General features: G+C 58.7%; 21 protein-coding genes. 10 read left to right on the top strand and 11 right to left on the bottom strand.

Going from position 1 to position 19,501, the window contains the following annotated elements:
* The first annotated feature begins 63 nt into the window (after positions 1–63).
* From ACVWZG_RS11550 to ACVWZG_RS11540, 3 genes are all read left to right on the top strand, one after another.
* On the top strand, positions 64–600 hold the full coding sequence (locus ACVWZG_RS11550) for a thioredoxin domain-containing protein (RefSeq protein WP_457407137.1): 537 nt from the start codon (positions 64–66) through the stop codon (positions 598–600).
* Positions 601–705: 105 nt separating this feature from the next.
* A complete protein-coding gene (locus tag ACVWZG_RS11545) occupies positions 706–1,632 on the top strand; it encodes a fatty acid desaturase family protein (protein WP_414399867.1) in 927 nt (308 codons plus the stop codon).
* Entirely contained in the window at positions 1,629–2,639 is a 1,011-nt protein-coding gene (locus ACVWZG_RS11540; protein WP_414417522.1) for an alpha/beta fold hydrolase, read from the top strand. Before ACVWZG_RS11545 ends, ACVWZG_RS11540 begins: the two co-directional genes overlap by 4 nt.
* A 31-nt stretch (positions 2,640–2,670) precedes the next feature.
* Here the strand turns inward: ACVWZG_RS11540 and aroQ are convergent, their stop codons facing one another.
* The 4 genes from aroQ to ACVWZG_RS11520 form a co-directional block, all read right to left on the bottom strand.
* On the bottom strand, positions 2,671–3,168 hold the full coding sequence (aroQ, locus tag ACVWZG_RS11535) for a type II 3-dehydroquinate dehydratase (protein WP_414344089.1): 498 nt from the start codon (positions 3,166–3,168) through the stop codon (positions 2,671–2,673).
* Positions 3,146–3,277: a hypothetical protein gene (locus ACVWZG_RS11530; RefSeq protein ID WP_011434447.1), complete on the bottom strand. Its 132-nt coding sequence runs from the start codon at positions 3,275–3,277 to the stop codon at positions 3,146–3,148. The genes aroQ and ACVWZG_RS11530 overlap by 23 nt, the downstream gene beginning before the upstream one ends.
* A 168-nt stretch (positions 3,278–3,445) precedes the next feature.
* The gene (locus ACVWZG_RS11525; RefSeq protein ID WP_457407134.1) at positions 3,446–5,395 is read right to left on the bottom strand and encodes an acetate--CoA ligase family protein; all 1,950 of its coding nucleotides are present in this window, start codon (positions 5,393–5,395) and stop codon (positions 3,446–3,448) included.
* Positions 5,396–5,771: 376 nt separating this feature from the next.
* A complete protein-coding gene (locus tag ACVWZG_RS11520) occupies positions 5,772–5,921 on the bottom strand; it encodes a hypothetical protein (protein WP_011429585.1) in 150 nt (49 codons plus the stop codon).
* A gap of 134 nt (positions 5,922–6,055) precedes the next feature.
* Here ACVWZG_RS11520 and ACVWZG_RS11515 point away from each other — a divergent pair, with 134 nt between their 5' ends.
* Positions 6,056–7,279 (top strand): Era-like GTP-binding protein, encoded by a 1,224-nt coding sequence (locus ACVWZG_RS11515; protein WP_457407133.1) that lies wholly within the window; start codon positions 6,056–6,058, stop codon positions 7,277–7,279.
* On the opposite strand, the gene lipA is transcribed toward ACVWZG_RS11515, so the two are convergent.
* The 3 genes from lipA to ACVWZG_RS11500 all read right to left on the bottom strand — a co-directional run bounded on the left by lipA (position 7,276) and on the right by ACVWZG_RS11500 (position 9,548).
* A complete protein-coding gene (gene lipA / locus ACVWZG_RS11510) occupies positions 7,276–8,130 on the bottom strand; it encodes a lipoyl synthase (RefSeq protein WP_414424038.1) in 855 nt (284 codons plus the stop codon). The two genes, ACVWZG_RS11515 and lipA, sit on opposite strands and share 4 nt — an antisense overlap.
* A gap of 221 nt (positions 8,131–8,351) precedes the next feature.
* Complete coding sequence (locus tag ACVWZG_RS11505; RefSeq protein ID WP_011429588.1) at positions 8,352–8,846, bottom strand: DUF4079 domain-containing protein; 495 nt, start codon at positions 8,844–8,846, stop codon at positions 8,352–8,354.
* A gap of 465 nt (positions 8,847–9,311) precedes the next feature.
* Entirely contained in the window at positions 9,312–9,548 is a 237-nt protein-coding gene (locus tag ACVWZG_RS11500) for a DUF3148 domain-containing protein (RefSeq protein ID WP_011429589.1), read from the bottom strand.
* A 508-nt stretch (positions 9,549–10,056) separates the two neighbouring features.
* On the opposite strand from ACVWZG_RS11500, the gene ACVWZG_RS11495 reads away from it, so the two are divergent.
* The 5 genes from ACVWZG_RS11495 to ACVWZG_RS11475 all read left to right on the top strand — a co-directional run bounded on the left by ACVWZG_RS11495 (position 10,057) and on the right by ACVWZG_RS11475 (position 14,157).
* Positions 10,057–10,278 (top strand): DUF2949 domain-containing protein, encoded by a 222-nt coding sequence (locus ACVWZG_RS11495; RefSeq protein WP_041436895.1) that lies wholly within the window; start codon positions 10,057–10,059, stop codon positions 10,276–10,278.
* Between the two features lie 262 nt (positions 10,279–10,540).
* Positions 10,541–11,341 (top strand): nucleoside triphosphate pyrophosphohydrolase, encoded by an 801-nt coding sequence (mazG, locus tag ACVWZG_RS11490; protein ID WP_457407143.1) that lies wholly within the window; start codon positions 10,541–10,543, stop codon positions 11,339–11,341.
* Positions 11,342–11,448: 107 nt separating this feature from the next.
* Positions 11,449–12,495 (top strand): isopenicillin N synthase family dioxygenase, encoded by a 1,047-nt coding sequence (locus tag ACVWZG_RS11485; RefSeq protein WP_457415385.1) that lies wholly within the window; start codon positions 11,449–11,451, stop codon positions 12,493–12,495.
* Positions 12,496–12,616: 121 nt separating this feature from the next.
* Positions 12,617–13,558, top strand: a complete 942-nt coding sequence (locus ACVWZG_RS11480; protein WP_457407141.1) for a transglutaminase family protein — start codon at positions 12,617–12,619, stop codon at positions 13,556–13,558.
* Between the two features lie 92 nt (positions 13,559–13,650).
* Positions 13,651–14,157 (top strand): hypothetical protein, encoded by a 507-nt coding sequence (locus ACVWZG_RS11475; protein ID WP_011434437.1) that lies wholly within the window; start codon positions 13,651–13,653, stop codon positions 14,155–14,157.
* Between the two features lie 9 nt (positions 14,158–14,166).
* On the opposite strand, the gene ACVWZG_RS11470 is transcribed toward ACVWZG_RS11475, so the two are convergent.
* Both ACVWZG_RS11470 and frr read right to left on the bottom strand, forming a co-directional pair.
* Positions 14,167–16,881, bottom strand: coding sequence for a CBS domain-containing protein (locus ACVWZG_RS11470; protein WP_457407128.1), 2,715 nt, complete (start codon positions 16,879–16,881; stop codon positions 14,167–14,169).
* Positions 16,882–17,112: 231 nt separating this feature from the next.
* Positions 17,113–17,661, bottom strand: a complete 549-nt coding sequence (gene frr, locus ACVWZG_RS11465; RefSeq protein ID WP_011429597.1) for a ribosome recycling factor — start codon at positions 17,659–17,661, stop codon at positions 17,113–17,115.
* A 247-nt stretch (positions 17,662–17,908) separates the two neighbouring features.
* Here frr and ACVWZG_RS11460 point away from each other — a divergent pair, with 247 nt between their 5' ends.
* Positions 17,909–18,487, top strand: a complete 579-nt coding sequence (locus ACVWZG_RS11460) for a hypothetical protein (protein ID WP_414357227.1) — start codon at positions 17,909–17,911, stop codon at positions 18,485–18,487.
* A gap of 14 nt (positions 18,488–18,501) precedes the next feature.
* On the opposite strand, the gene recR is transcribed toward ACVWZG_RS11460, so the two are convergent.
* Positions 18,502–19,101 carry a recombination mediator RecR gene (gene recR, locus ACVWZG_RS11455; protein WP_414357229.1) on the bottom strand — a complete coding sequence of 200 codons (600 nt, stop codon included), beginning with the start codon at positions 19,099–19,101 and terminating at the stop codon, positions 18,502–18,504.
* A 35-nt stretch (positions 19,102–19,136) separates the two neighbouring features.
* Positions 19,137–19,472, bottom strand: coding sequence for a YbaB/EbfC family nucleoid-associated protein (locus ACVWZG_RS11450; RefSeq protein WP_011434432.1), 336 nt, complete (start codon positions 19,470–19,472; stop codon positions 19,137–19,139).
* Positions 19,473–19,501 lie beyond the last annotated feature (29 nt).

Below are 19,501 nucleotides of genomic sequence, written 5' to 3'. Positions count from 1 at the left end.
GGATGCTAAAACAGTGAAGGCGACGGCTAAGGTCAGATCCAGCGGATGGCAAGGTGAGGAAAGATGAAGGAAGACTGGGCAAAACGGTTGCGCAACGGGCTGGTTGCCGCAGTAGCTGTGCTCTTAGCGGTGGGTTTGTTTTTGGCCAGCCAGGGTCGTCAGGCGGGCAGCAACCTAGAGGCTCTAGCCCAAGAAGCCATACCTTGGGAGCAAGCTCAGGCCAATGGCAAGCCTTCTTTGGTGGAGTTTTATGCCGATTGGTGCACCACCTGTCGTGCCATGGCGCCCCTCCTGGCCAATCTCAAAAAGGAATTTGCCGATCAAGTCAACTTTGTCATGCTCAATGTGGATAATCCCAAGTGGCTGCCGGAGCTGAGCCGCTACCGGGTGAACGGCATCCCTCATTTTCTGTTTTTGGATCGGCAGGGAGAAGTGCTGGGATCGGCGATTGGCGAACAGCCGCCGTCGATTCTGCGAGCCAATGTGTTGGCTCTGGCAACTGGACAGCCCCTGCAGTTGACCAACATCGGGCCGGTGTCTGAGCTGGAGCGGGGCAGGCGCGCCCTCCCCAATCAGCCGGATCCCCGCAGTCATGGTTAGGAGTTTGGTCCAGGGTTTTGTTGTCTTGGACACAGGCGGAAAGGTCTGGCCTCGGTTTGATATTGGATAACTTCTATCCATTCTCGTAGCTCACAAGAACAGGCCATGGCTGTCGAGACAACACCGATTTTGCCGGATCCGCAACGGTTGATCCCAAGCGAGCGCCTCAGACAACTGAATGTCCGCTCCAATTCAGCCGGGCTCCGGCAGCTTTTGGGACATTTGGCGGTGATGGCGGTGAGTGGCAGCCTGTGGGTGACCCAGAAAGGTGTCAATGGCTGGATTGCCCTGCCGGCGCTGGTGGTTTACGGGGCCAGTTTGGCGACGATGTTTGCTGCTTTGCACGAATGTGTACACCGCACCGCTTTTGCCAGCCCGAAACTGAATGACGGGGTAGCCTGGGTGGCGGGCTTGCTCTCATTTTACAACAGCACTTTTTATCGCCGATACCACAAATGGCACCACCGCTATACCCAGATTCCGGGCAAGGATCCGGAGCTGGAGGATCCCAAACCCCAGAGCTGGCCGGAGTATTTGCTCGAGCTGAGCGGCTTGACTTGGTGGATCGGCAAGGTGAAGACCTACATCCGCATAGCCAGCGGCCAGTTGCAAGGCTATCCCTACATTCCTGAATCGGCCCGCCAAGAGGTCATTCGTTCGGTGCGGTTGCAGCTAGGGGTCTACGGCCTTGGGAGCTTGCTCTCCCTTCTGCTGGGGGATCCCTGGATAGTGTGGCTGTGGCTGTTGCCTTTGGCGGTAGGGCAGCCGATCTTGCGCTTCATTTTGCTGGCAGAGCACACAGGCTGTAGCCAAACCGAGGATCCCTTCTCCAATACCCGTACCACCCTTACCCTTTGGCCAATCCGCTTTTTGATGTGGAATATGCCTTACCATGCTGAGCATCACCTTTACCCCTCCATTCCATTTCATGCTTTGGCCGATGCCCATCAATACCTCAAGCCCCATCTGGCTCATCTAGGGCAGGGGTATGTGCGGGTTCATCGTCAGGTGATTGAACAATTTCAGGCATGACTCACTACACCTGGAGCCTGAACGATTTTCAGCTACAGTGCGGGATCCAACTGCCCCAAATCACGCTCGCCTACGCCACCTACGGGACTCTTTCCCCCCAAAAAGACAACCTGATCCTCTACCCCACCTCCTATGGGGCTCAGCATCCCGACCTGGAGTGGCTGATTCGTCCCGACGGCATCCTCAACCCGCAGCGGTGGTTTATTCTCATTCCCAATATGCTGGGCAATGGCCTTTCCACTTCCCCCAGCAACGATCCAGCCTGTGGCTTGCGGGAAGATGGCTTCTGGTTTAGCCACTGGGACAATGTGCGCCTGCAGGAGAGCCTGATTCGCCAACACTTTGGGATCGAACGCATCCGCCTGATCTACGGCTGGTCGATGGGGGCTCAGCAAGCCTATCACTGGGGATCCCTGTTTCCTGAGCGGGTGGAACGGATCGTAGCCCTCTGTGGCACCGCCAAGACCACAGTTCACAATCGGGTTTTTCTGGAGAGTTTGCGCTCAGCCCTAACTGCCGATCCCGCCTGGAACGGTCGTCGATTTACGGGTGTCCCAGAGCGGGGTCTGCGAGCTTTTGCCCACATCTACGCCAGTTGGGCTGTTTCCCAACCTTTTTTCAACCAAAAATGCTATGAATCCTTGGGGTATGCCTCTCTCGAAGATTATCTAGAGCGAGGCTGGGAGGCCAATTACCGCCGCCGGGATCCGCAGAATTTGCTATCGATGATCGAAACTTGGATCCGCTGCGATATCAGCGACAACCCCATTCACCGGGGAGATTATCGGGCTGCTTTGAGGGCAATTCAGGCCCAAACATTGGTGATGCCCGCCCAGACGGATTTGTATTTCACCCCAGAAGATTGTCGGGCTGAGGCAGAATGGATCCCGAACGCGGTTTACAAGATCATCCCCTCCATTTGGGGGCACCGGGCCGGTAATCCTCATCAAAACCCCGAGGATGAAGCTTTTATTCGCACAGCCGTGCAGGAGTTCCTGGAGAGCTGAGGGCACCTACACAGATCCTCCTACACAGATCCTACACAGATTGCAGGCGCAGATGTTGCACCAGAGCCTGTAGCCCCAACAGGTAGCTTTGCGCCCCAAAACCACTGATTTGCCCAATCGCTACGGCGGCGATGTAAGAGTGCTGGCGGAAGGGCTCGCGGCGATGGATGTTGCTTAGGTGGACTTCCACAGTGGGCAATCCTACGGCTGCAATGGCATCTCGGAGAGCAATGCTGGTGTGGGTATAGGCCCCAGGGTTGATCAGAATGCCGACATGCTGCTGGCGGGCACGGTGAATGGCATCAATGAGCACCCCCTCATGGTTGGACTGGAGAATCTCCAGCTTCGCCCCTAGCATTTCTGCCTGCCGATGCAGAGCCTGATCGATCTGCTCTAGGGATACTGAGCCGTAGATGCCCACCTCTCGCACCCCCAGCAGGTTGAGGTTGGGGCCATGCAGTACCAAGAGGCTGAGAGGCTCGCCGCCGGGGGCAATGGCAGTCGGATTAACGACGACGATGGGATCCATCTTCTACCGGAATAGGAGCAGGTTGAGGCTGGGGGTTCCCCAGCAGGGTGTCGATCACACGTTCCACCCATTCCCGGATCTTTTCCAGCACCTTTTCTACCCAATCCATCCGATCTGCCTCGCGAGGTTTTACGAAGGGAGTTTATTCGACGGACTTCTATGATAGCGCTTCTTTCCGAGGGGTGTAGAGCTGACTGGCTGGCCGGCCTTTTTCCCCAGCAGGGATCCCTTGTTTTGCCTACCCTTTTACAAGAATCTGAAGAAAATCCAAAACCCCTCAGCCAGACCAGTTCTTCAGCATCTGGCTAATGGTTCTGCAGATGATCCGCAGGGTCATGGAGCGCAGCAGGATCCCCATCTGAAGGTCTGTCCCCGGCAATTCAAATCGCTCCGCCTGGCCCGCCACCGTCAAAGTTAGGGTGGATCCCCGCTGCAGGAAGAGGGCGCCGCCGGGGTTGAGATCCCGTTTCAGGGTTTGCAGCTCTTGATCGGAGGGATCCCGCAGCACCACCAGATCGCTGCCTTCGTAGGCCAAGCCCTCCCGCTCCAGGGTCTCTTCGTCGGCTTCCGCCAAAAGCAGATCCAGTTGGGGATGGCGCAGCAGGGTTTTCACCTGGCGAAAGAGGCTGCCCTGCAGGGGTCTAGAGCTGTGGTTTAGCAGCACGCCCTCCCGACAGACGGATCCCACACATGCGTTGGGGCGGTGGGACAAGATGTGCTCCACCAAGGTGTGCGCCTCGGCCAAGGTAAGGCGGTTGAAGGTCAAAATCGGGATGCGGGCCGTCTTGGGAAACAGATGGTCGAGGATTGCCCCCGGCACATCCACTCCCGCGCCAATGGCAGGTTTTTGGTGCATGAGCACACCTGGCGCAGCATTGATCTCGATGATCCCCAGGGATCCCTCCTTCCAGGAGCGCTCCAGGCTGGGGGCAATGACATCGATGCCCAAGCACACCAGCGAGAACTGCTGGGCAATGGTTTGGGCCAAAACCACGTTGTCGGGATGGACGGTGGCCGTGACATCGCGGCTCACTCCTCCCGCCGAGAGATTGGATACCTTGCGCAGATAGACCGTCCGCCCCGGTTCCAGCACACTGTCCACTGTCAAGCCTTGCTCTGCCAGAAAGCGCTCCATTGCCTCATCCCATTGGATCGGCCCCAGGGGAGAAGTGGGGGTATCCCAACGGACGGGATCCCGGTTGGCCTGCTCGATGAGCTGCCCGATGGTGCTTTGGCCATCTCCCGTCACCGAGGCGGGGCGTCGTTCCGTGGCCGCCACAAAGCGGCCTCCCACACACAACAGGCGAAAATCAGTGCCCTGCAGATGCTTTTCCAGGATCAGTCGGATGGGCTCCTCAGGGGGAAGGGCTGCCACGGCTACCTCGTAGGCAAAGGCCAGTTCTTCTGGGGTTTGAATGCCTGCTGTTACCCCTATCCCCTTGTGGCCGGCCACCGGCTTGAGCACCACCGGATAGCCGATTTCTTGCGCTTGCTGCAAAGCTTCTGCCAAAGAGGCGACCACCTCTCCCTGGGGCACGGGGAACCCTTGCGCCGCCAGAAAGGCTTTGCAATCGTCTTTGCGGGTGGTGAAGTCAGAGTCGAGATGGCTGTCGCAGTGAAAGGTGGTGGCCACCCCTCGCACCTGGTTGCGACCATAGCCATACTGCATCACCCCTTCATCCCATAGGTAGTAGGTCGGGATCCCGCGTTCGTGAGCAGCCCGCAGGAGGGCATAGACCGTCGGCCCGCCGTACACCGAGTTGCGAAACAATTGCTGCAGGCGGCGCATCTCCCCTTCAACGTCGAAGGGCTGCCCCTGGGCGATGGCTTCCAGCCAATCCCAAGCAAAATAAACCGCGGCACGAGTGGTACGGCCATGCAAGGTCTGCACCGCGATGCGCACATACTCTGGAAACAGGTGACAGCTCCACTTCTGCAAGTGGAGATCCATCTGCAACCGGTTCACCTCCGTCACCAGCCGGGCAAACAAGTGGGCGTAGGAAGGATAGGATCCCTCCTGCAACTGGGGGAAATGGAAGCAGACCTTGGACAGGTAGACATCAATGGGCAGCGGCTGTGGGCACTGGGTAAGGGCAAAGTCGAAGGTGAAAGCGGCTGTATTGAGATAGGGGTTAGGGCCGAGATAATGCTTCAGGTTGAAAATGTCGAAAACATCCGACTCGCGCGCGTTGATGCGGGGCACGCCCGCCGCCTCCTGCAAAACCATAGCCGGCCTCAAGAGAAGGGAAACAACGACCTCAGCGCGGGGAAAACCCAGCTCTCCCGGCTGGGGCCGCTTCCATTATTCCCGATCCGGCCCCCATCCCCGGCGGCTTGCCCTCGCAGCACAAGGGATCCCAGCTAGCCTTTTGCTGGTCAATTAACAGTTGCCTGACAGGCAACTTGGTAACTTGGAAAACCCTTCCCACCCTCTGATCGGGTTGGGGTTATTTCGAGTTGCAGTGCAACTGTTTGCCAATTCTGGGATCCCCTCTCCTCATAATGGGCAAGGGGCTGGGAGTGCTTGCCTGTAGCAGTGCTAGAGGAATGCCTCAGACTTAGACTTGTTCGGAATCACCTAACGATGGGCTTGCCAAGTTGGACTAGCGAAGGGCGCTCAGAAGCACAACATCCATAACCAGCAGCGCCCCAGCAAAGGCCAGCAGGCTGCGCACGATCTGGCGCTCTTGCTTAGAACGATGGGATCCACCCACACGAAGCCATTTCAGAGATTGGGGAAGGCGGTACAGCATAGGAGATTCGGGGGAACCCTAGGGTGATCATGCCCTATTTTGTGGGGTTTGGATTCCCCACGCTGGGGGGGAGAAACGGCTAGCCCTGAGGGGCAATTCCCTCTAGAGTGAGGGTTAGTCCATTGCCCCTGTCTATGACCACTCCCTTGACCCAAGCCGAAACCGTTTTGCAAAGGTGCTGGGATCATTGGCAATCTCTGGCCAGCCGTCGGGATTTACAACCGGAGTTCAGGGCTCTATCCACTTTGCGCAAGCGCCTCACCGCGCGGCTGTTTTCCATTGCGGTGTTTGGGCTGGTCAACCGTGGCAAGTCGGCCGTCCTGAACGCCCTAACCGGCGAGGAGCGATTGAAGGTGGGCCCCCTCAATGGGGTCACTCAGCAGCCCCAATCCCTGCTGTGGCAGCCGGAGCCGGGGATCCCTTGGCGGGTGAGGCTGGTGGATACTCCGGGCTTGAACGAAGTGGAAGGAGAAGCCCGCGAACAGTTGGCCTGGGATGTGGCCCGCTCGGCGGATTTGATCGTGTTTGTCATCGCCACCGACCTGACCCAGTTGGAATACCAAGCTCTCTCGGAGCTGCGCACTCTATACAAGCCCATCCTGCTGGTGTTGAACAAATGCGATCTCTACTCCGAAGCGGAGTTGCAGGCCATTTGTGCCCAGATCAGCCGCCACCTAGGCTGGGTATCGCCGCAGGAGATTTTGACCGTGGCCGCTTGCCCAAAACCTCTGAAAGTCCGCACCCACTGGCCGGATGGCCGCATTACTTTGGAATGGGAACGGCCTGCACCCCAAATTGAAGCCTTGCGGGGGCGAATTCTGCAGATTTTGCAAACCGAGGCGGGATCCCTCCTGGCTTTGAATGTGTTGAAGCGGCTGGATCGGGTTCAGGCCCAGATTCTGGAAAAACAGTGGCAGCACCATGCCCTCTTTGTGGAGCAATGGGGCAGGATTTTCGCCCTTGGCAAGGGGATGGGGGTGGGCTTAGCTCCGCTGGGGTTGGATTTGCTGTTGGCCCCGCTGCTGGATGGTCTTTGGCTGCTGGGCTTGGAGATCCGGCTGCACCTGCCCCGGAGGGTCTTGTGGAAGGGGCTGTGGCGACCGCTGCTGCTCAATGGGGCTCTGCTGCTGCTGGCGGAAGGGGTGAGTTCCTGGCTGTGGGGAGACTGGGGCAACGGCCTTTTGCCGGGTCTGGTGGCGGGGGTCAGCCTGTACCGCCTGGGATCCCTGGCGCCGCAGGTGCTCAGCCGGTTTGCAGCACAAGCGTTTGGCCTGGAAGCGGGCTTGCGTGCCTTGATTGAACAGGGAAGACCGGCTGTATCAGACCGCACAACCTCCCTGCCAGGTTTTCTCGCCTAGTTCTCAACCATTTCGGCAGCGTGGTAGGAGCTGCGCACCAATGGCCCTGAGCGCACCTGGCGAAACCCCATCTGGCGGGCTATCTGGCCCAGCTCGGCAAACTCTTCCGGAGTCCAGTAGCGTTCCACAGGGCGATGGGCCAAGGAAGGTTGTAGGTATTGCCCCAGAGTCAGACGATCGCATCCCACCGCCAGCAGATCCCGGAAAGTTTCCAGCACTTCTGCGCGGGTCTCCCCATGCCCCAGCATCAGCCCAGACTTGGTGGGTAATCCAGGATTCAGCTCCTTGACCGTTCGCAAAACCCGCAAGGACAAGTCGTAGCCGGAGCTGCGCCGTACTGCCTGGGAGAGGCGTCGCACCGTTTCGATGTTGTGGTTGTAGCAAACAGGCTGGGCAGCCACCACACGGGCAATGCACTCGCGATCCCCGCGAAAGTCGGGGGTAAGCACCTCGATCTGGGTGCCGGGGCAGCGCCGCCGAATTGCCTCGATGACCTCCACAAAGCGACCGGATCCCTGGTCGGGCAGATCGTCGCGGGCCACCGAGGTGAGTACCACATAGCTGAGGCCCAGCAGCTCAACCGCCTCGGCCACTTTCTCCGGCTCTGTGGGATCCAACGGTGCGGGCCGTCCACTGGCCACCTGGCAAAAAGAGCAGGCGCGGGTGCAGATCCCTCCCATCAGCAGAAATGTAGCGGTTTTTTGGCTGTAGCACTCGGCTCGATTTGGACAGCGCCCCTCCTCACAAATGGTGTGCAGGCCCCGCTGCTTGATCACCTGCTGCACCGCTGAAGTCTCGCTGGCTTTGCCGATGGAACGCTTGACCCAACTGGGAAGAGGGCTAACCGACATAGGGAGAACCGTTGCGTTAACTGGGTATCGGCAACAAGACTGCGCCCCTCTACAGCCGAAGGATGCAGCGCCTGCTCTGCCATTCTGACATGATGAAGCTCTGGGTTCCGAAAAGGGGAGGCCGAAGTCTTTGGGTCGACGGACTTCTCGGCTCGCACCAGCGGGACAAAGTCCTCCCAAAGCTCAGCCCTGTTCAGGGTTGCATGGGTCTTTCGGGGAGATTAAGCCACCTGGGGTGTGGTCAGCATTTGGTTGACGATGCGCTGCACAATCTGAAAGCCGGTCACCGCCTGCCAACCCAAGATCGCCAGGATCACCACGTTTAATAGGACATGCACATTACGCGCCCAGACCTTTTGCCCGTCTTTCATCAGCGGTGCTAGAGCCGCAGAGCTGGCCACCAAGGCCACAATGCCCAACCCGGCCAGCAGGTGAGGCCCAACAAACAGCTTGCCATTGTTCAGGTAGGTAACCCCCATGCCGCCCAGCGCCCCGAACACCATCAACACCAAGAACAGGGATCCGGCGAGGAAATGCCGCTGACCAAACTTCCCTTTGATCAGCTCCTTGCGTTCTTCTGCTGAGGCAGTGCGCACCCGTCGCGCTTGCAGACCCAGGTAAAGGGCATACAGGGCCAGCGCAAATGCCAAAATCATCAGCACAGGATGAAAGAAAGGCAAGGCCAGTTCTAGCCAGCGAGGAAGTTGAATGCTCATAGAGATCGCAGGATGGAAGAGGAAGACGCCCCCAAATTAACATGAGTTAACCTGATGCGCGGCAGTCTCCAGTCTCAGCGCAGCGGACTGGCACCCTATGGCAGGGTAACCCCCTGCGTCACTTTGTGGCTACGCAACGCTGCCGCGGCCCAGCTTTATCCCAGTCGCCAGCAAGAAAAACTCTTGCACCACTGGGGGCGGATGTGCTGAGCCCTCTACAGCGCGGCGGTGGCAGATCGCAAAACCAGCTACCAAAAGCTGGGCAGGTCTGTCAGCTACTTCGACACCGCTGACGGGAATAAGCAACTGAGCTCGCTGAAGCGTCAGAAGCGGCTAGCCGCGGTTCAGGCTATCGCGAAAGTCCGCCGGCCAGTTGAAGGCTCGCTTCTGCAGAAAGCTGCCAGCTCCCAAAGGTTCTAAAGGCCGGCAAACCCATCCAGCTGGCTCGGAGGAGAGATGGGCGTGTCAGGACAGGGATCCCACTGGCGCGAGATATTTTCCGTCTATGAGAAAGATGCCATTGGCAAACTGCACACTGTAGGTGCCCAACAGCCGCCGCTGCAGGATCACCCCTTGTTCGTGCAAGCGGATCAAATGGGCCGGGCGCAACATTGGCATTGGGTCAGCCGTTTTTAGGTAAGGAGGCATCTCCACCACTTGAACCGTTGCCCCCACCGGCAGTAAACCCTGGGCTTCAGACATAACGGGAGTCCATGTGGCAAGTGTCTCTAGCTTAGCTGAACGTAGGACGATGTATGCCCAAAACCGAACCCGAGCAGGATGACAGCATTAGGGCAGATCCCAGAGGAGCCGAACAGATTGGATCCCCGAAGAATTGTTGTAAGATTTTTATCAAGCACGAGGATTCAACGAGATAAAAAGGTAACATCTTGCAAGGTGAGTTGGTTTTTCCCACAAAGAAAAAGCAGTCGGCCTTTCGGGGTGCTGCCAACTGATCGCCAATTTGCTACCATACCATGAACTCTTGGTACCCATTTTTTGTGTCCTTGGATACGGAAACCTCATTTGCCGAGGCAATTTAGGGGTTCTCTTGTCCTGGAGCTGTGGGCGCAGGGCTTGGTAAGCTCACCTGTGGCCTATTTGCCAGCCGGATCTTTGCCGAAACTCTGTAGGAGTGTTAAGAATAGTTACGTTAGTTTACTATCTTCTCAGTTTCATATTTGTCCTTCTTCAGCGCTGCGAAACGACCATGCTAGATCCCATTCCCCCCCCAGCCCTTGAGGAATATCTATTGGAAACGGGCATTATCGACCGTTCTCAACTGAGCCTGGCCAAGAAGCTGCAGCATCGCCAGCAAGGGCCGTTGCTGATGATCCTTTTGGAGTTGAGTTTCATCGATCTGGAGCAGCTCAGCCGCCTTTTGGATTTGGGCCGCGCCTACCCTTTTGATCATGCTGCAAACGCTGGATAGTCTTCAGCCCAACTGGCAGCAGGCTCTGGCTCGGTGGTTCGCTGCTGAGCAGGGATCCCTGCTGCTGAAAAGCTGTGGGGGCCAGGATCTGGCGAAGCTGCGCAGTGTTTTGCAACAGATCTGTTCTCCCGTCCAGTCTGTTACGTTGCTAACAGAAGACTTGGAGGTGGTGGCCGGCCCATTGACGCTCCAAAGCTGGGATCCTCAAGCGACGGGCCATTTTGCCCACCTTTATCTGGAGCGTTCCGCCTCTAGCTCACACATGAGTCGTTTGGCGGCTATTGTTGCTCGGTTGCGCGCTCCCGACGGGTGTCCTTGGGATCGGGCCCAAACTCCAGAGTCTCTTACCCCCTACATTCTTGAAGAAGCGTATGAGACGGTAGCTGCCATTCGAGCCGGGGATCCGGCAGCAATTGCCGAAGAGCTGGGGGATTTGTTGTTGCAGGTGGTGTTGCAGTCTCAGATCTTTGCCGAGCAGAACCACTTTGATCTGGAAGCTGTGGCTGCGGGAATTGCCGATAAGCTCATCCGCCGTCACCCCCATGTGTTTGGGGATGCTGTGATGGCAGATCTTCCGGAGTTGCACCGCTCTTGGGAACAGATCAAGCAAAGGGAGCGACCGGATCAAAGCCTTGGCCAAAAACTGCTGCACTATGCCCAAAGTTTGCCTCCCCTAATGGCTGCCCTGAAAATTTCCTGCAAAGTGGTGGGGGCAGGGTTTGAGTGGCCAACGGTGGAGGGGATCTGGGCCAAGATCCGCGAGGAAGAAGCCGAGCTGCGTCGAGAATTGGAGAGGGATCCCCCCGATCCAACTCGGCAGGAAGCCGAACTGGGGGATCTGCTTTTTGCCCTGGTCAACTTGGGCCGTTGGTATGGTTTGGATGCTGCCCAAGCTCTAACCCAAACCAACCTGCGCTTTGCTCGCCGTTTTTTGCGCATGGAAGAGCTGGCTCAGGAACCAGCGGGATCCCTGCCCGGCGATGGCATAAGCTCCCTTCTGAAAGGACGCAGTTTCCAGGAGCTGGAAGTCCTCTGGCAACAGGCCAAGCAAGAATATCCCTAGTTTGGATATGGGGTTGAGCTGGCGCTGGCTTTGAGGGGGTATCCGCCCACACAGTCTTGGGGCAAGTTCTCTTTGTAGGGTAGGAGCTGTTCTGAGCACCTGTCTCTATGTCGGCTATGTCTCCAGTTTCTTCCTTTGAGCAAGCTGGGATCCCTTGTCTGGATTTGACCCCCTTTCGGGAGGGCACGGATCCGCTAGGGGTTGCAAAGGCTTTTGGGGCAGCCTTGGAGGAGGTGGGGTTTGTGGTGATCACAGGGCATGGGATCCCGGAGGCCATCATACAAACAGCCTACGAGAGAGCGAGGGCTTTCTTCGACCTGCCGCTGGAACAAAAAATGGAGGTGGTGACTCCGGATCGCGTCAAAAACCAGGGATACCTGCCGATTGGCATCGAAAGTGTAGCCGCTACCCGTGGGGCAGAGGTTCCCTACGATCTCTGTGAGGCGCTGGTGTTCAATGACCTGTTTCGGGAAGATCCACAACGGCCCCAAGCAGGGGTGGATCCGGATTCGGGCAACCTTTGGCCCACCCATCCAGCAGGACTGCGGGCTGCTCTTCTGGCTTATGATGCGGCTCTGCTTCAGCTCACCCAAACCTTGATGCGCATGGGCGCGTTGGCTTTGGATCTGCCGGAAACCTATTTTCTGCCTTTTATGGAGGGGAAAGGGGGAGTGCTGCGGGCTGTGCATTATCCTGAACAGGAGGTGGAGCCCATCCCGGGACAGCTACGCTATGGGGCTCACTCCGACTACGGTGGCTTCACGATTCTGCGACAGGATGGGGCGCCGGGAGGGCTGCAGGTGTACTCCAAAGCAGGAGAGTGGATTGATGTGCAGGCTGTTCCCAACGCCTTTGTCATCAACGTTGGCGATCTGCTATCCCGTTGGACCAATGACCGTTGGCGCTCCACGTTGCACCGCGTGGTCAATCCACCCCGATCGGCTTTCGGTTCCAGTCGCCGCCTGTCTTTGGTTTACTTTACAGCTCCTCGGGACGATGCTTGGATCGAATGCCTGCCCACATGCCAGAATGCAGCAAACCCCCCTCGCTATGCTCCTGTACGGGCCGGGGAGTATATTCGCTCTAAGCTGGAGGTTTCGATGATTGGGAAGGCAGGGCAAAGCTCTCGGAGATCTCAAACTCGGGATCCCTGAAGTCTAGAGATCTCGGGCAGACGATGCAACCGCTTCTTGGCTTTGATCTGGGAGCAGTTTGGGTTGCCTAATCTCGGTGCTCCTTTGCCTGTGATAAAACTCCTTGCCCGTCATTTGGCCTGTGCAAATTCAGATCCGCCATCTCATCGAATATCGCTACAGTCGTCCAGTCCAACTGGAGCCCCATACGGTGCGATTGCGACCGCGCTGCGACGGGATCCAAACTCTCCTGGCTTTTGAGTTGCAGGTGGATCCGCAGCCGGTGGGCCAATCGGCGCTGGTGGACCTGGAGGGCAACGCGGCGGTTCGGCTCTGGTTTGGGGATTCCACCGAGCACTTGCGCATCCAAACTCAGGCCACGGTGCTCACCCTGCGGCAGAATCCCTTCGACTACCTGCTCTGCGATTGGGCCACCCATCTCCCCATCGACTATCCCAGCACGCTGGCAGCCCAATTACAGCCTTATCTGACGGCTCAGGCGGATCCCGGCATCCAGGCCTTGGCCTGGGAGCTATGGGATCACGTGCAGGGGGAAACGACAGCTTTTCTGCCGGCGCTGAACCAGCGCATCTATTCAGAATGCCGCCACATCTTGCGGGAAAAGGGGGATCCCTGGCCTGCCGGCTTGACCTGGCATCGCAAAACCGGAGCCTGCCGCGATTTGGCCCTGGTGTTCATGGAGGTCTGCCGTACGGTAGGCTTGGCCGCGCGCTTTGTCAGTGGCTACCAAGTCAGCCCCTCACGGCCTTCAGGGGAGAGCAGGGGTGGAGAACCCCCAGAGCCTGGGCGCCGTCATTTGCACGCTTGGGCGGAGGTGTACTTGCCAGGGGCCGGTTGGCGGGGCTTTGATCCCACCCAAGGGTTGGCCGTGGCCGACGGTCATGTGGCTTTGGCGGCCAGCGCTTATCCCAGAGATGCTGCCCCTCTCTACGGCCATTGGCTGGGCAGGGGCGTTCACAGCAGCATGAGCTACACCATCCACATTCAGGCGGGATCTTCCGCCCACAGCCAAGCCCAGCTTGCTGCAGACAGCCTGAGCACTCCACCAAAAGTTTGGGGCTGAAGCCGTAGAGCTTCAACTTGGCCGGATCCCAAAGCGGAAATTTGAGATAGCATAACCTAGCCCAGATCTTGAGAATTTGCCGAGGGATCCCGTTGACCCAGTCTATTGATGTCCCCACCAGCGTTGATACGTTTTTGCAGGAGTTGGCCGCCATTCAGCAAGTTGGGCCGAAGCGAGTGGCCATCCTGGGCAGCCGTCATGTGCCCATTACCCATCAGTATTTGATCGAGACCCTCAGTTATGCCCTGGCCCTTACCGGCAATCAGATCCTCACCTCTGGGGCCATTGGCACCAACTTGGCCGTCATTCGGGGGGCGATGCGGGCGGACATGAAGTCCTTGACGGTGATCTTGCCGCAGAGTTTGGAGCGACAGCCGGCAGAGTCGCGGGCCAGCCTGGAGCAGGTGCTGCATCTGGTGGAGCATCCGGAAAACGACCATCTTCCCTTGGCGGAGGCCAGCCGCCTGTGCAACCTGGAGATCATCAGCAAGTGCCAGCAGTTGATCTGCTTTGTCTTCCACGACAGCGTCACGCTGCTGGATGCCTGCAAGCATGCTGAGGAACAACACAAGTTGGTCACTCTCTTCTATTTCGACTGATTTGCCCTTCTACTTTCTTCCTCGGTATTGAGCTTGCGGCAGGGGGAAGTGTTCTTGTAGCCAGGCTTCAGCTTCTGCCGGGGTGGTGAGTTCGCCGTTCAGGGTGAGGCAACGCAGTTGCTCCAAAATGGCTTGGAAGGGGCGACCTGGCTTATAACCCAGACGACGCAGATCGTGGCCGTTGAGCAGCGGCTTCACCCAGTACCACTCCTGCAAATAGCGCCAGATCAGCCGCCGGGCCGGCTTGGGGGCGATCCCAGCCAACAAAATCACCGCCGGGATCCGCAGCCCCTGCAGCAGTTGCACCACCTGGGCCGGAGAGAGGCTGCCGGGATCCAGTTGGGCCAACAGGGTTTGGTAATAGGAGGAATGGCTGAGGCGTTCGATGCCTGCTTGGGTGAGGTGGAGTTGGCTGGCCACCTGGGGGGCTTGGGGCAGGGTGAGGAGGAGAGCCTCTAGGCGCAGTTGCCAGATCTCCTGGGATCCCAGCTCAGGATAGCGGCGGCGAAAGTGATAGGCCCAGCGGCCCACCCGTTGCAACCGCCGGCACAGGGAGGGATCCCACTCCAGGTCGGGGTGAATACAGCGCAAAGCTCCCCATTCTGCCAGCCGCTCAAAGGCTTGGGGCCAATCGCGGGATCCGAGAATGTAGGCCAGCTCCTGCTTGAGGCGATCCCCGCCGACGGCATCGTGCAGACCACTGGCTACGGCAGCGCGGATCCATTTTTCTGTGGTCGAGTCCAGGGCGAAGCCCAAGCGCACCGCAAAGCGCACCGCCCGATAAATGCGGGTGGGATCCTCGATGAAGCTGTTGGGGTGCAATGCCCGGATGATCCCCTGTTGCAGATCTGCTTGTCCGCCGAAAAAATCCAGCACCTGTCCTCGCTGGGGGCCGTTGAGGCGCAAGGCCAAGGCGTTGATGGAAAAATCCCGCCGATAGAGGTCTTGCTGGATGGATCCCATGGCCACTTCGGGGGGAGAGGCCGGGTAGGGATAAAACTCCGTGCGGGCGCTGGCGATATCCACACAAAAGCCGCCTGGCCAGATCAAGGCCGCCGTTTGGAATTTGCCGTGGATCTCCAGCCGCGCTTCCGGGAAGCGTTGTTTGAGCGCTTGTCCCAAAATCAAGCCCCAGCCCGGGGGATCCGTCCCATCCAGGGCCGGAGAGTAGGGCCCATCCACCACCAAGTCCAGATCCAGCCGCTCCAGGTTGGGCGAGGGCTGCCGTCCCCACCGGTGCAGCAGCAGATCCCGCACCGTTCCCCCCACCAGATACAACCTCAGGCCCTTCTCATCGGCGATGTGGGCGGCCTGCTCCAGCAACTGTCGATGCCGCTCCGACAGGGCCGCGAAGGTGAGATCCAAAGGGCAGGAAAGGGTGGGCAAAGCCAACTGGGGTGAGAGGGCCGGCAACTCGTGTAGGTGCCGCAACACATCGGTGCGAGTTACAATGCCCACCAACTGTCCATCCTGGAGAACCGGCAGGCGGCCAATATCCCACTGCACCATCAACCGCTGAATCTCCGCCAAGGGGGTGTCGGGGGAGAGGGTTTTCACGTCGGTGGTCATGTAGCCCTTGACGGGGGCATGGCCAAACCCGTGATGCAGGGCGATATCGATATCCCGCCGTGAGATCACCCCCACCAGGCGACCTTGAGCGTCCACCACCACCAGGCCGGAATGGCCGTAGCGCAGCAGCACCCGCTGGGCCTCGTCGATGGTGATCTCCGGTCGGATGGTGCGCACCGGAGCCGACATCAAATCTTTGGCCGTCACCGGGGGCGGGATCCGCTCTTTGACAGCCTGCCTGAGGGCCGCCATGACTTGGGCCGGGTCGGGCAAAGGCTGCTCTGGGCTGGCTTTTAACGTGGCTGCTGCAGCACAATCGTGTCCACCGCCGCCGTAGAGGGCCATCACCCTGCCCAACTGGGCAAACTCCTGCCGCGCCCGCCCGATCAGGCTGAGCCGCTCCCCCTGCCGCGCCACCAAGAGCAGCACATCCACTCCCGTCAGATCCATCAGCCGCATCACCAGGCCGGCCAAGCCGGGCACAAACTCCGGCAGCTCCAGCAGCCATTCTCCCAGGCGATACTCCCCCACCTGCTGCACCTGCATCTGGGCCAACCCCTGGCTGAGCAGCTCGCGCATCTCTGGGGTGAGGCCATCCCCCAAAAAGCGCCGCAACAAGACCAGGTTCACCCCCTGATCCAACAGCCAGCTCAGGGCAGCAGCATCGCGGGCGGTGGTCTCCGGGAAGGTCAAGGATCCCGTATCCATGTGAATGCCCAAAGCCAGCGCCAGCCGCTCAAAAGGGCTGAGAGGGATCCCAGCAGCCTGCAGCCGCTCCACCAGCAAGGTACAGGTGGCCCCCACGGCCTCGATATGACAGTTCACCTGCTGCTGCGGCCAAAAGTTATCCAGTGGACTGGGGTGATGGTCGAAAATCTCAATCTGCGCGCCGGGGACGCTCAACCAAGCGGCAGCTTTTCCCAAGCGATCCGGATCGTGACAATCCACCACAATCCACCGCTGCACCTGTCCCGGATCCACAGAGCGCAGCTCGATGAGGGGAAATTCATCTCGGTACAAGGCCAAAAACTCCTGCACCCCCGGCAGGGATCCCCCGGTCAAGGCGATGCGGGCACCCGGATACAGGCGGGCCGCTCCCACCGCCGCCCCTAGGGTGTCGAAATCCGCCGATTGATGGCACAGGATCAGATCCATTGCGGCAAGGTTTGTCGTATTCCGCTCTTCCATCCTGGCCTAAGCCGGGATCCCTCTTGTTGGAATTGGACGAGGAGAAACGAACGGCTGCCCGACTTCGAGGGGCAAGTGGAAACCTTGAAGTTTCGGGATGAGTGTCGAGTTTTGATCAAAAAATGGGGTCTTTAACCCCGTCCTACGGCTATGCAGAAGCAGGCCAGTAGCGTGGGGAGTTATGTCCACAAGGAGCTTTTACAGCGTCGTCAGCTCCTTTTCTTTTTCTGCCAGCAGCTCATCGATCTTTTTGATATAGCGGTCGGTCAGCTTCTGGATGGCATCCTGCAAGCTTTTGGACTCATCTTCAGACAGCTCGCCGTTTTTCTCCCGCTTGCGCACCGAGTCGATGCCATCCCGCCGGATGTTGCGGATCGAGACTCGCCCCTCTTCGGCCAGCTTGGCCACCTGTTTGCTCAGCTCTTTGCGCCGCTCTTCCGTCAGGGGGGGAATGGTGAGCCGCACCACCTTGCCGTCGTTGCTGGGGGTTAGACCTAGGTCAGAGGCGACAATGGCCCGCTCAATGGCCGCCAAGGTCGAGGGATCAAAAGGCTGGATCAAGAGAGTGCTGGAGTCTGGCGTGGTGAGGCTGGCCAGGGCCTTGAGGGGAGTGGGCACGCCGTAGTACTCCACCTGAATCCGATCCAGCAGGCTGGAATTGGCCCGCCCGGTGCGCACCGTATTAAAGGAGCGCTGTGTGGCTTGCACAGCTTTGTTCATCAACTCCTCAATCTCAGCTAGCTCCACGGGGTTTTCCTCGCTTTCAAAACAGTTTCCAGACAGTCAGGCTTGGGCAGCCAACCTGGCCCCTCTACGGTGAGCCTGACCTCAATTTTACTGCCTTGTTGGGATCCAGATGGGATCCCGTTCCTCAGAGCTGCACCTGCAGTCGGCGAATTTCTCGCCAGATGCCCCCCAGTGGGATGGTACGAGCTCAAAGCTTCCCCTAAACTGCTCTGCAGTTTACTGCACAACACAGGCACAACAAAGTTTTATGCTCTCTCGCCAAATTGGTTCTTCAACGGCCCTAACCTGGCTGATCGGCAGCTTGAGTCTCTTGGGTTTTGGAGCGGCTGCGGCAGCCTTAGAGCTGCAGATTGTGTCCCCCAATGCTTATAAAGTGCCCTACCTGGGAATTGATGGTGTTTTCACTCTGGATACGTCCCTGGAACAATCGGCCAACGATCCGCGCAATCCAAAGCGGGTGAAGTTTGAGAAGATGGAGTTCTTCTCCTTCTACGCCGATCTGGAGGGGAAAAAGCCCCTGGCGGAAAATTGTCGCTACGCCTATCGGGGGGCTGCGCCGGATCCCTTCTACTACCCTGAGCGCTCCTTAAGTTCCATCTGGGATTTGTTTCAGTTGCAGCCTGGAGCAGACGCCAGTTGCGAGACCTTCACCTATGTGATTCTGCGGGCACCCCACGGGGATCCGGTGCACATGCACCTGCGCTACGGAGGCCGCAACAGCAGCTTCCAGGAACTTCTGAACATCAGCACTCTGCCGGAGGATCCTGCCAACTTCAACCCCTGGTGGAGCACCTACTGCGCGGAGGGGGTAACCGGCTGCGATTGAGGGGCTGGAGCGGCTCACAACTCCTGCCGGGCTTCCAGGGCACGGGCCAGGGTGACCTCGTCGGCGTATTCCAGCTCGGATCCCATGGGCAGGCCGAAGGCCAGGCGGGTCATGCGCAAGGTGGGGGCAACTGGCTTCAGGTAATCCTTGACCACGTGCATGGTCACCTCTCCCTCTACACTGGGGCTGATGGCAAAGATCAGCTCCTGCGGTTTTTCCCGTGCCACCCGGGCCACCAGCTCGCGGATGTGCAGTTGGTCGGCCCCGATCCCGTTCATGGGGGAGATGAGGCCGCCCAAAACGTGGTAAAGCCCCTTGAACTCGCGGGTGCGCTCCATCGCAATCAAGTCTTTGACGTCGGCCACCACGCACCACAGCAAGGGATCCCGCTGTGGCGAACGGCAAATCTCACAGGGATCCTCCGCTGACCAGTTGAAGCAGATGGAACAGTGCCGAACCGTCTGCTTGGCTTCCAGCAGGGCTTTGGCCAGGGCTTCGATCTCGCCGGCAGGCCGGTTGATCAAGTGGAGAGCTAGGCGCTGAGCGGTTTTGGAGCCAATGCCGGGCAGCCGTTGCAGCTCTTCGATGAGGCGAGCCAAGGGGCGAGTGTACATACAGAGTTAAGCAAGCGGGGTTAAGCAAGTGGGGCTCAACCCAGTCCCAACCCCGGCAGACTGATGTTTCCGGTCAGCTCTTCCATGCGTTTGCGCATCGTCTCAGCAGATTGGGTGTAGGCGTTCACCATTGCTGTCAGGAGCAAGTCTTCTACCACATCCACCGACTCCTGGAGCACTTGGGGATCCAGAGAGACCTTAAGGGGTTCTTGGTTGCCGTTTACCGTCACTTTCACCAGCCCATTGCCGGCTTCGCCGACGATCTCCATCTCCTCTAGCTCTTTTTGCAGCCTTTGAGCGCCATCGCGCACCTCTTGGGCTTTCTTGAGCGCTTCTTGGATTTTGCCGAAGGGGCCAAAGCCTCGAGTCATGGGATCCTCTCTTGGGTTATCCAGATACT

This window comes from Thermostichus sp. OS-CIW-33, assembly GCF_054059615.1.
This window is presented reverse-complemented; position numbering and strand designations above follow the sequence as displayed.

What these genes read in the sequence shown, in the direction of transcription:
- ACVWZG_RS11550 (WP_457407137.1), top strand. Translation starts at nt 64, where the DNA reads ATGAAGGAAGACTGGGCAAAACGGTTGCGCAACGGGCTGGTTGCCGCA.
- ACVWZG_RS11545 (WP_414399867.1), top strand. Translation starts at nt 706, where the DNA reads ATGGCTGTCGAGACAACACCGATTTTGCCGGATCCGCAACGGTTGATC.
- ACVWZG_RS11540 (WP_414417522.1), top strand. Translation starts at nt 1,629, where the DNA reads ATGACTCACTACACCTGGAGCCTGAACGATTTTCAGCTACAGTGCGGG.
- aroQ (WP_414344089.1), bottom strand. Translation starts at nt 3,168, where the DNA reads ATGGATCCCATCGTCGTCGTTAATCCGACTGCCATTGCCCCCGGCGGC.
- ACVWZG_RS11530 (WP_011434447.1), bottom strand. Translation starts at nt 3,277, where the DNA reads ATGGATTGGGTAGAAAAGGTGCTGGAAAAGATCCGGGAATGGGTGGAA.
- ACVWZG_RS11525 (WP_457407134.1), bottom strand. Translation starts at nt 5,395, where the DNA reads ATGGTTTTGCAGGAGGCGGCGGGCGTGCCCCGCATCAACGCGCGCGAG.
- ACVWZG_RS11520 (WP_011429585.1), bottom strand. Translation starts at nt 5,921, where the DNA reads ATGCTGTACCGCCTTCCCCAATCTCTGAAATGGCTTCGTGTGGGTGGA.
- ACVWZG_RS11515 (WP_457407133.1), top strand. Translation starts at nt 6,056, where the DNA reads ATGACCACTCCCTTGACCCAAGCCGAAACCGTTTTGCAAAGGTGCTGG.
- lipA (WP_414424038.1), bottom strand. Translation starts at nt 8,130, where the DNA reads ATGTCGGTTAGCCCTCTTCCCAGTTGGGTCAAGCGTTCCATCGGCAAA.
- ACVWZG_RS11505 (WP_011429588.1), bottom strand. Translation starts at nt 8,846, where the DNA reads ATGAGCATTCAACTTCCTCGCTGGCTAGAACTGGCCTTGCCTTTCTTT.
- ACVWZG_RS11500 (WP_011429589.1), bottom strand. Translation starts at nt 9,548, where the DNA reads ATGTCTGAAGCCCAGGGTTTACTGCCGGTGGGGGCAACGGTTCAAGTG.
- ACVWZG_RS11495 (WP_041436895.1), top strand. Translation starts at nt 10,057, where the DNA reads ATGCTAGATCCCATTCCCCCCCCAGCCCTTGAGGAATATCTATTGGAA.
- mazG (WP_457407143.1), top strand. Translation starts at nt 10,541, where the DNA reads ATGAGTCGTTTGGCGGCTATTGTTGCTCGGTTGCGCGCTCCCGACGGG.
- ACVWZG_RS11485 (WP_457415385.1), top strand. Translation starts at nt 11,449, where the DNA reads ATGTCGGCTATGTCTCCAGTTTCTTCCTTTGAGCAAGCTGGGATCCCT.
- ACVWZG_RS11470 (WP_457407128.1), bottom strand. Translation starts at nt 16,881, where the DNA reads ATGGATCTGATCCTGTGCCATCAATCGGCGGATTTCGACACCCTAGGG.
- ACVWZG_RS11460 (WP_414357227.1), top strand. Translation starts at nt 17,909, where the DNA reads ATGCTCTCTCGCCAAATTGGTTCTTCAACGGCCCTAACCTGGCTGATC.
- recR (WP_414357229.1), bottom strand. Translation starts at nt 19,101, where the DNA reads ATGTACACTCGCCCCTTGGCTCGCCTCATCGAAGAGCTGCAACGGCTG.
- ACVWZG_RS11450 (WP_011434432.1), bottom strand. Translation starts at nt 19,472, where the DNA reads ATGACTCGAGGCTTTGGCCCCTTCGGCAAAATCCAAGAAGCGCTCAAG.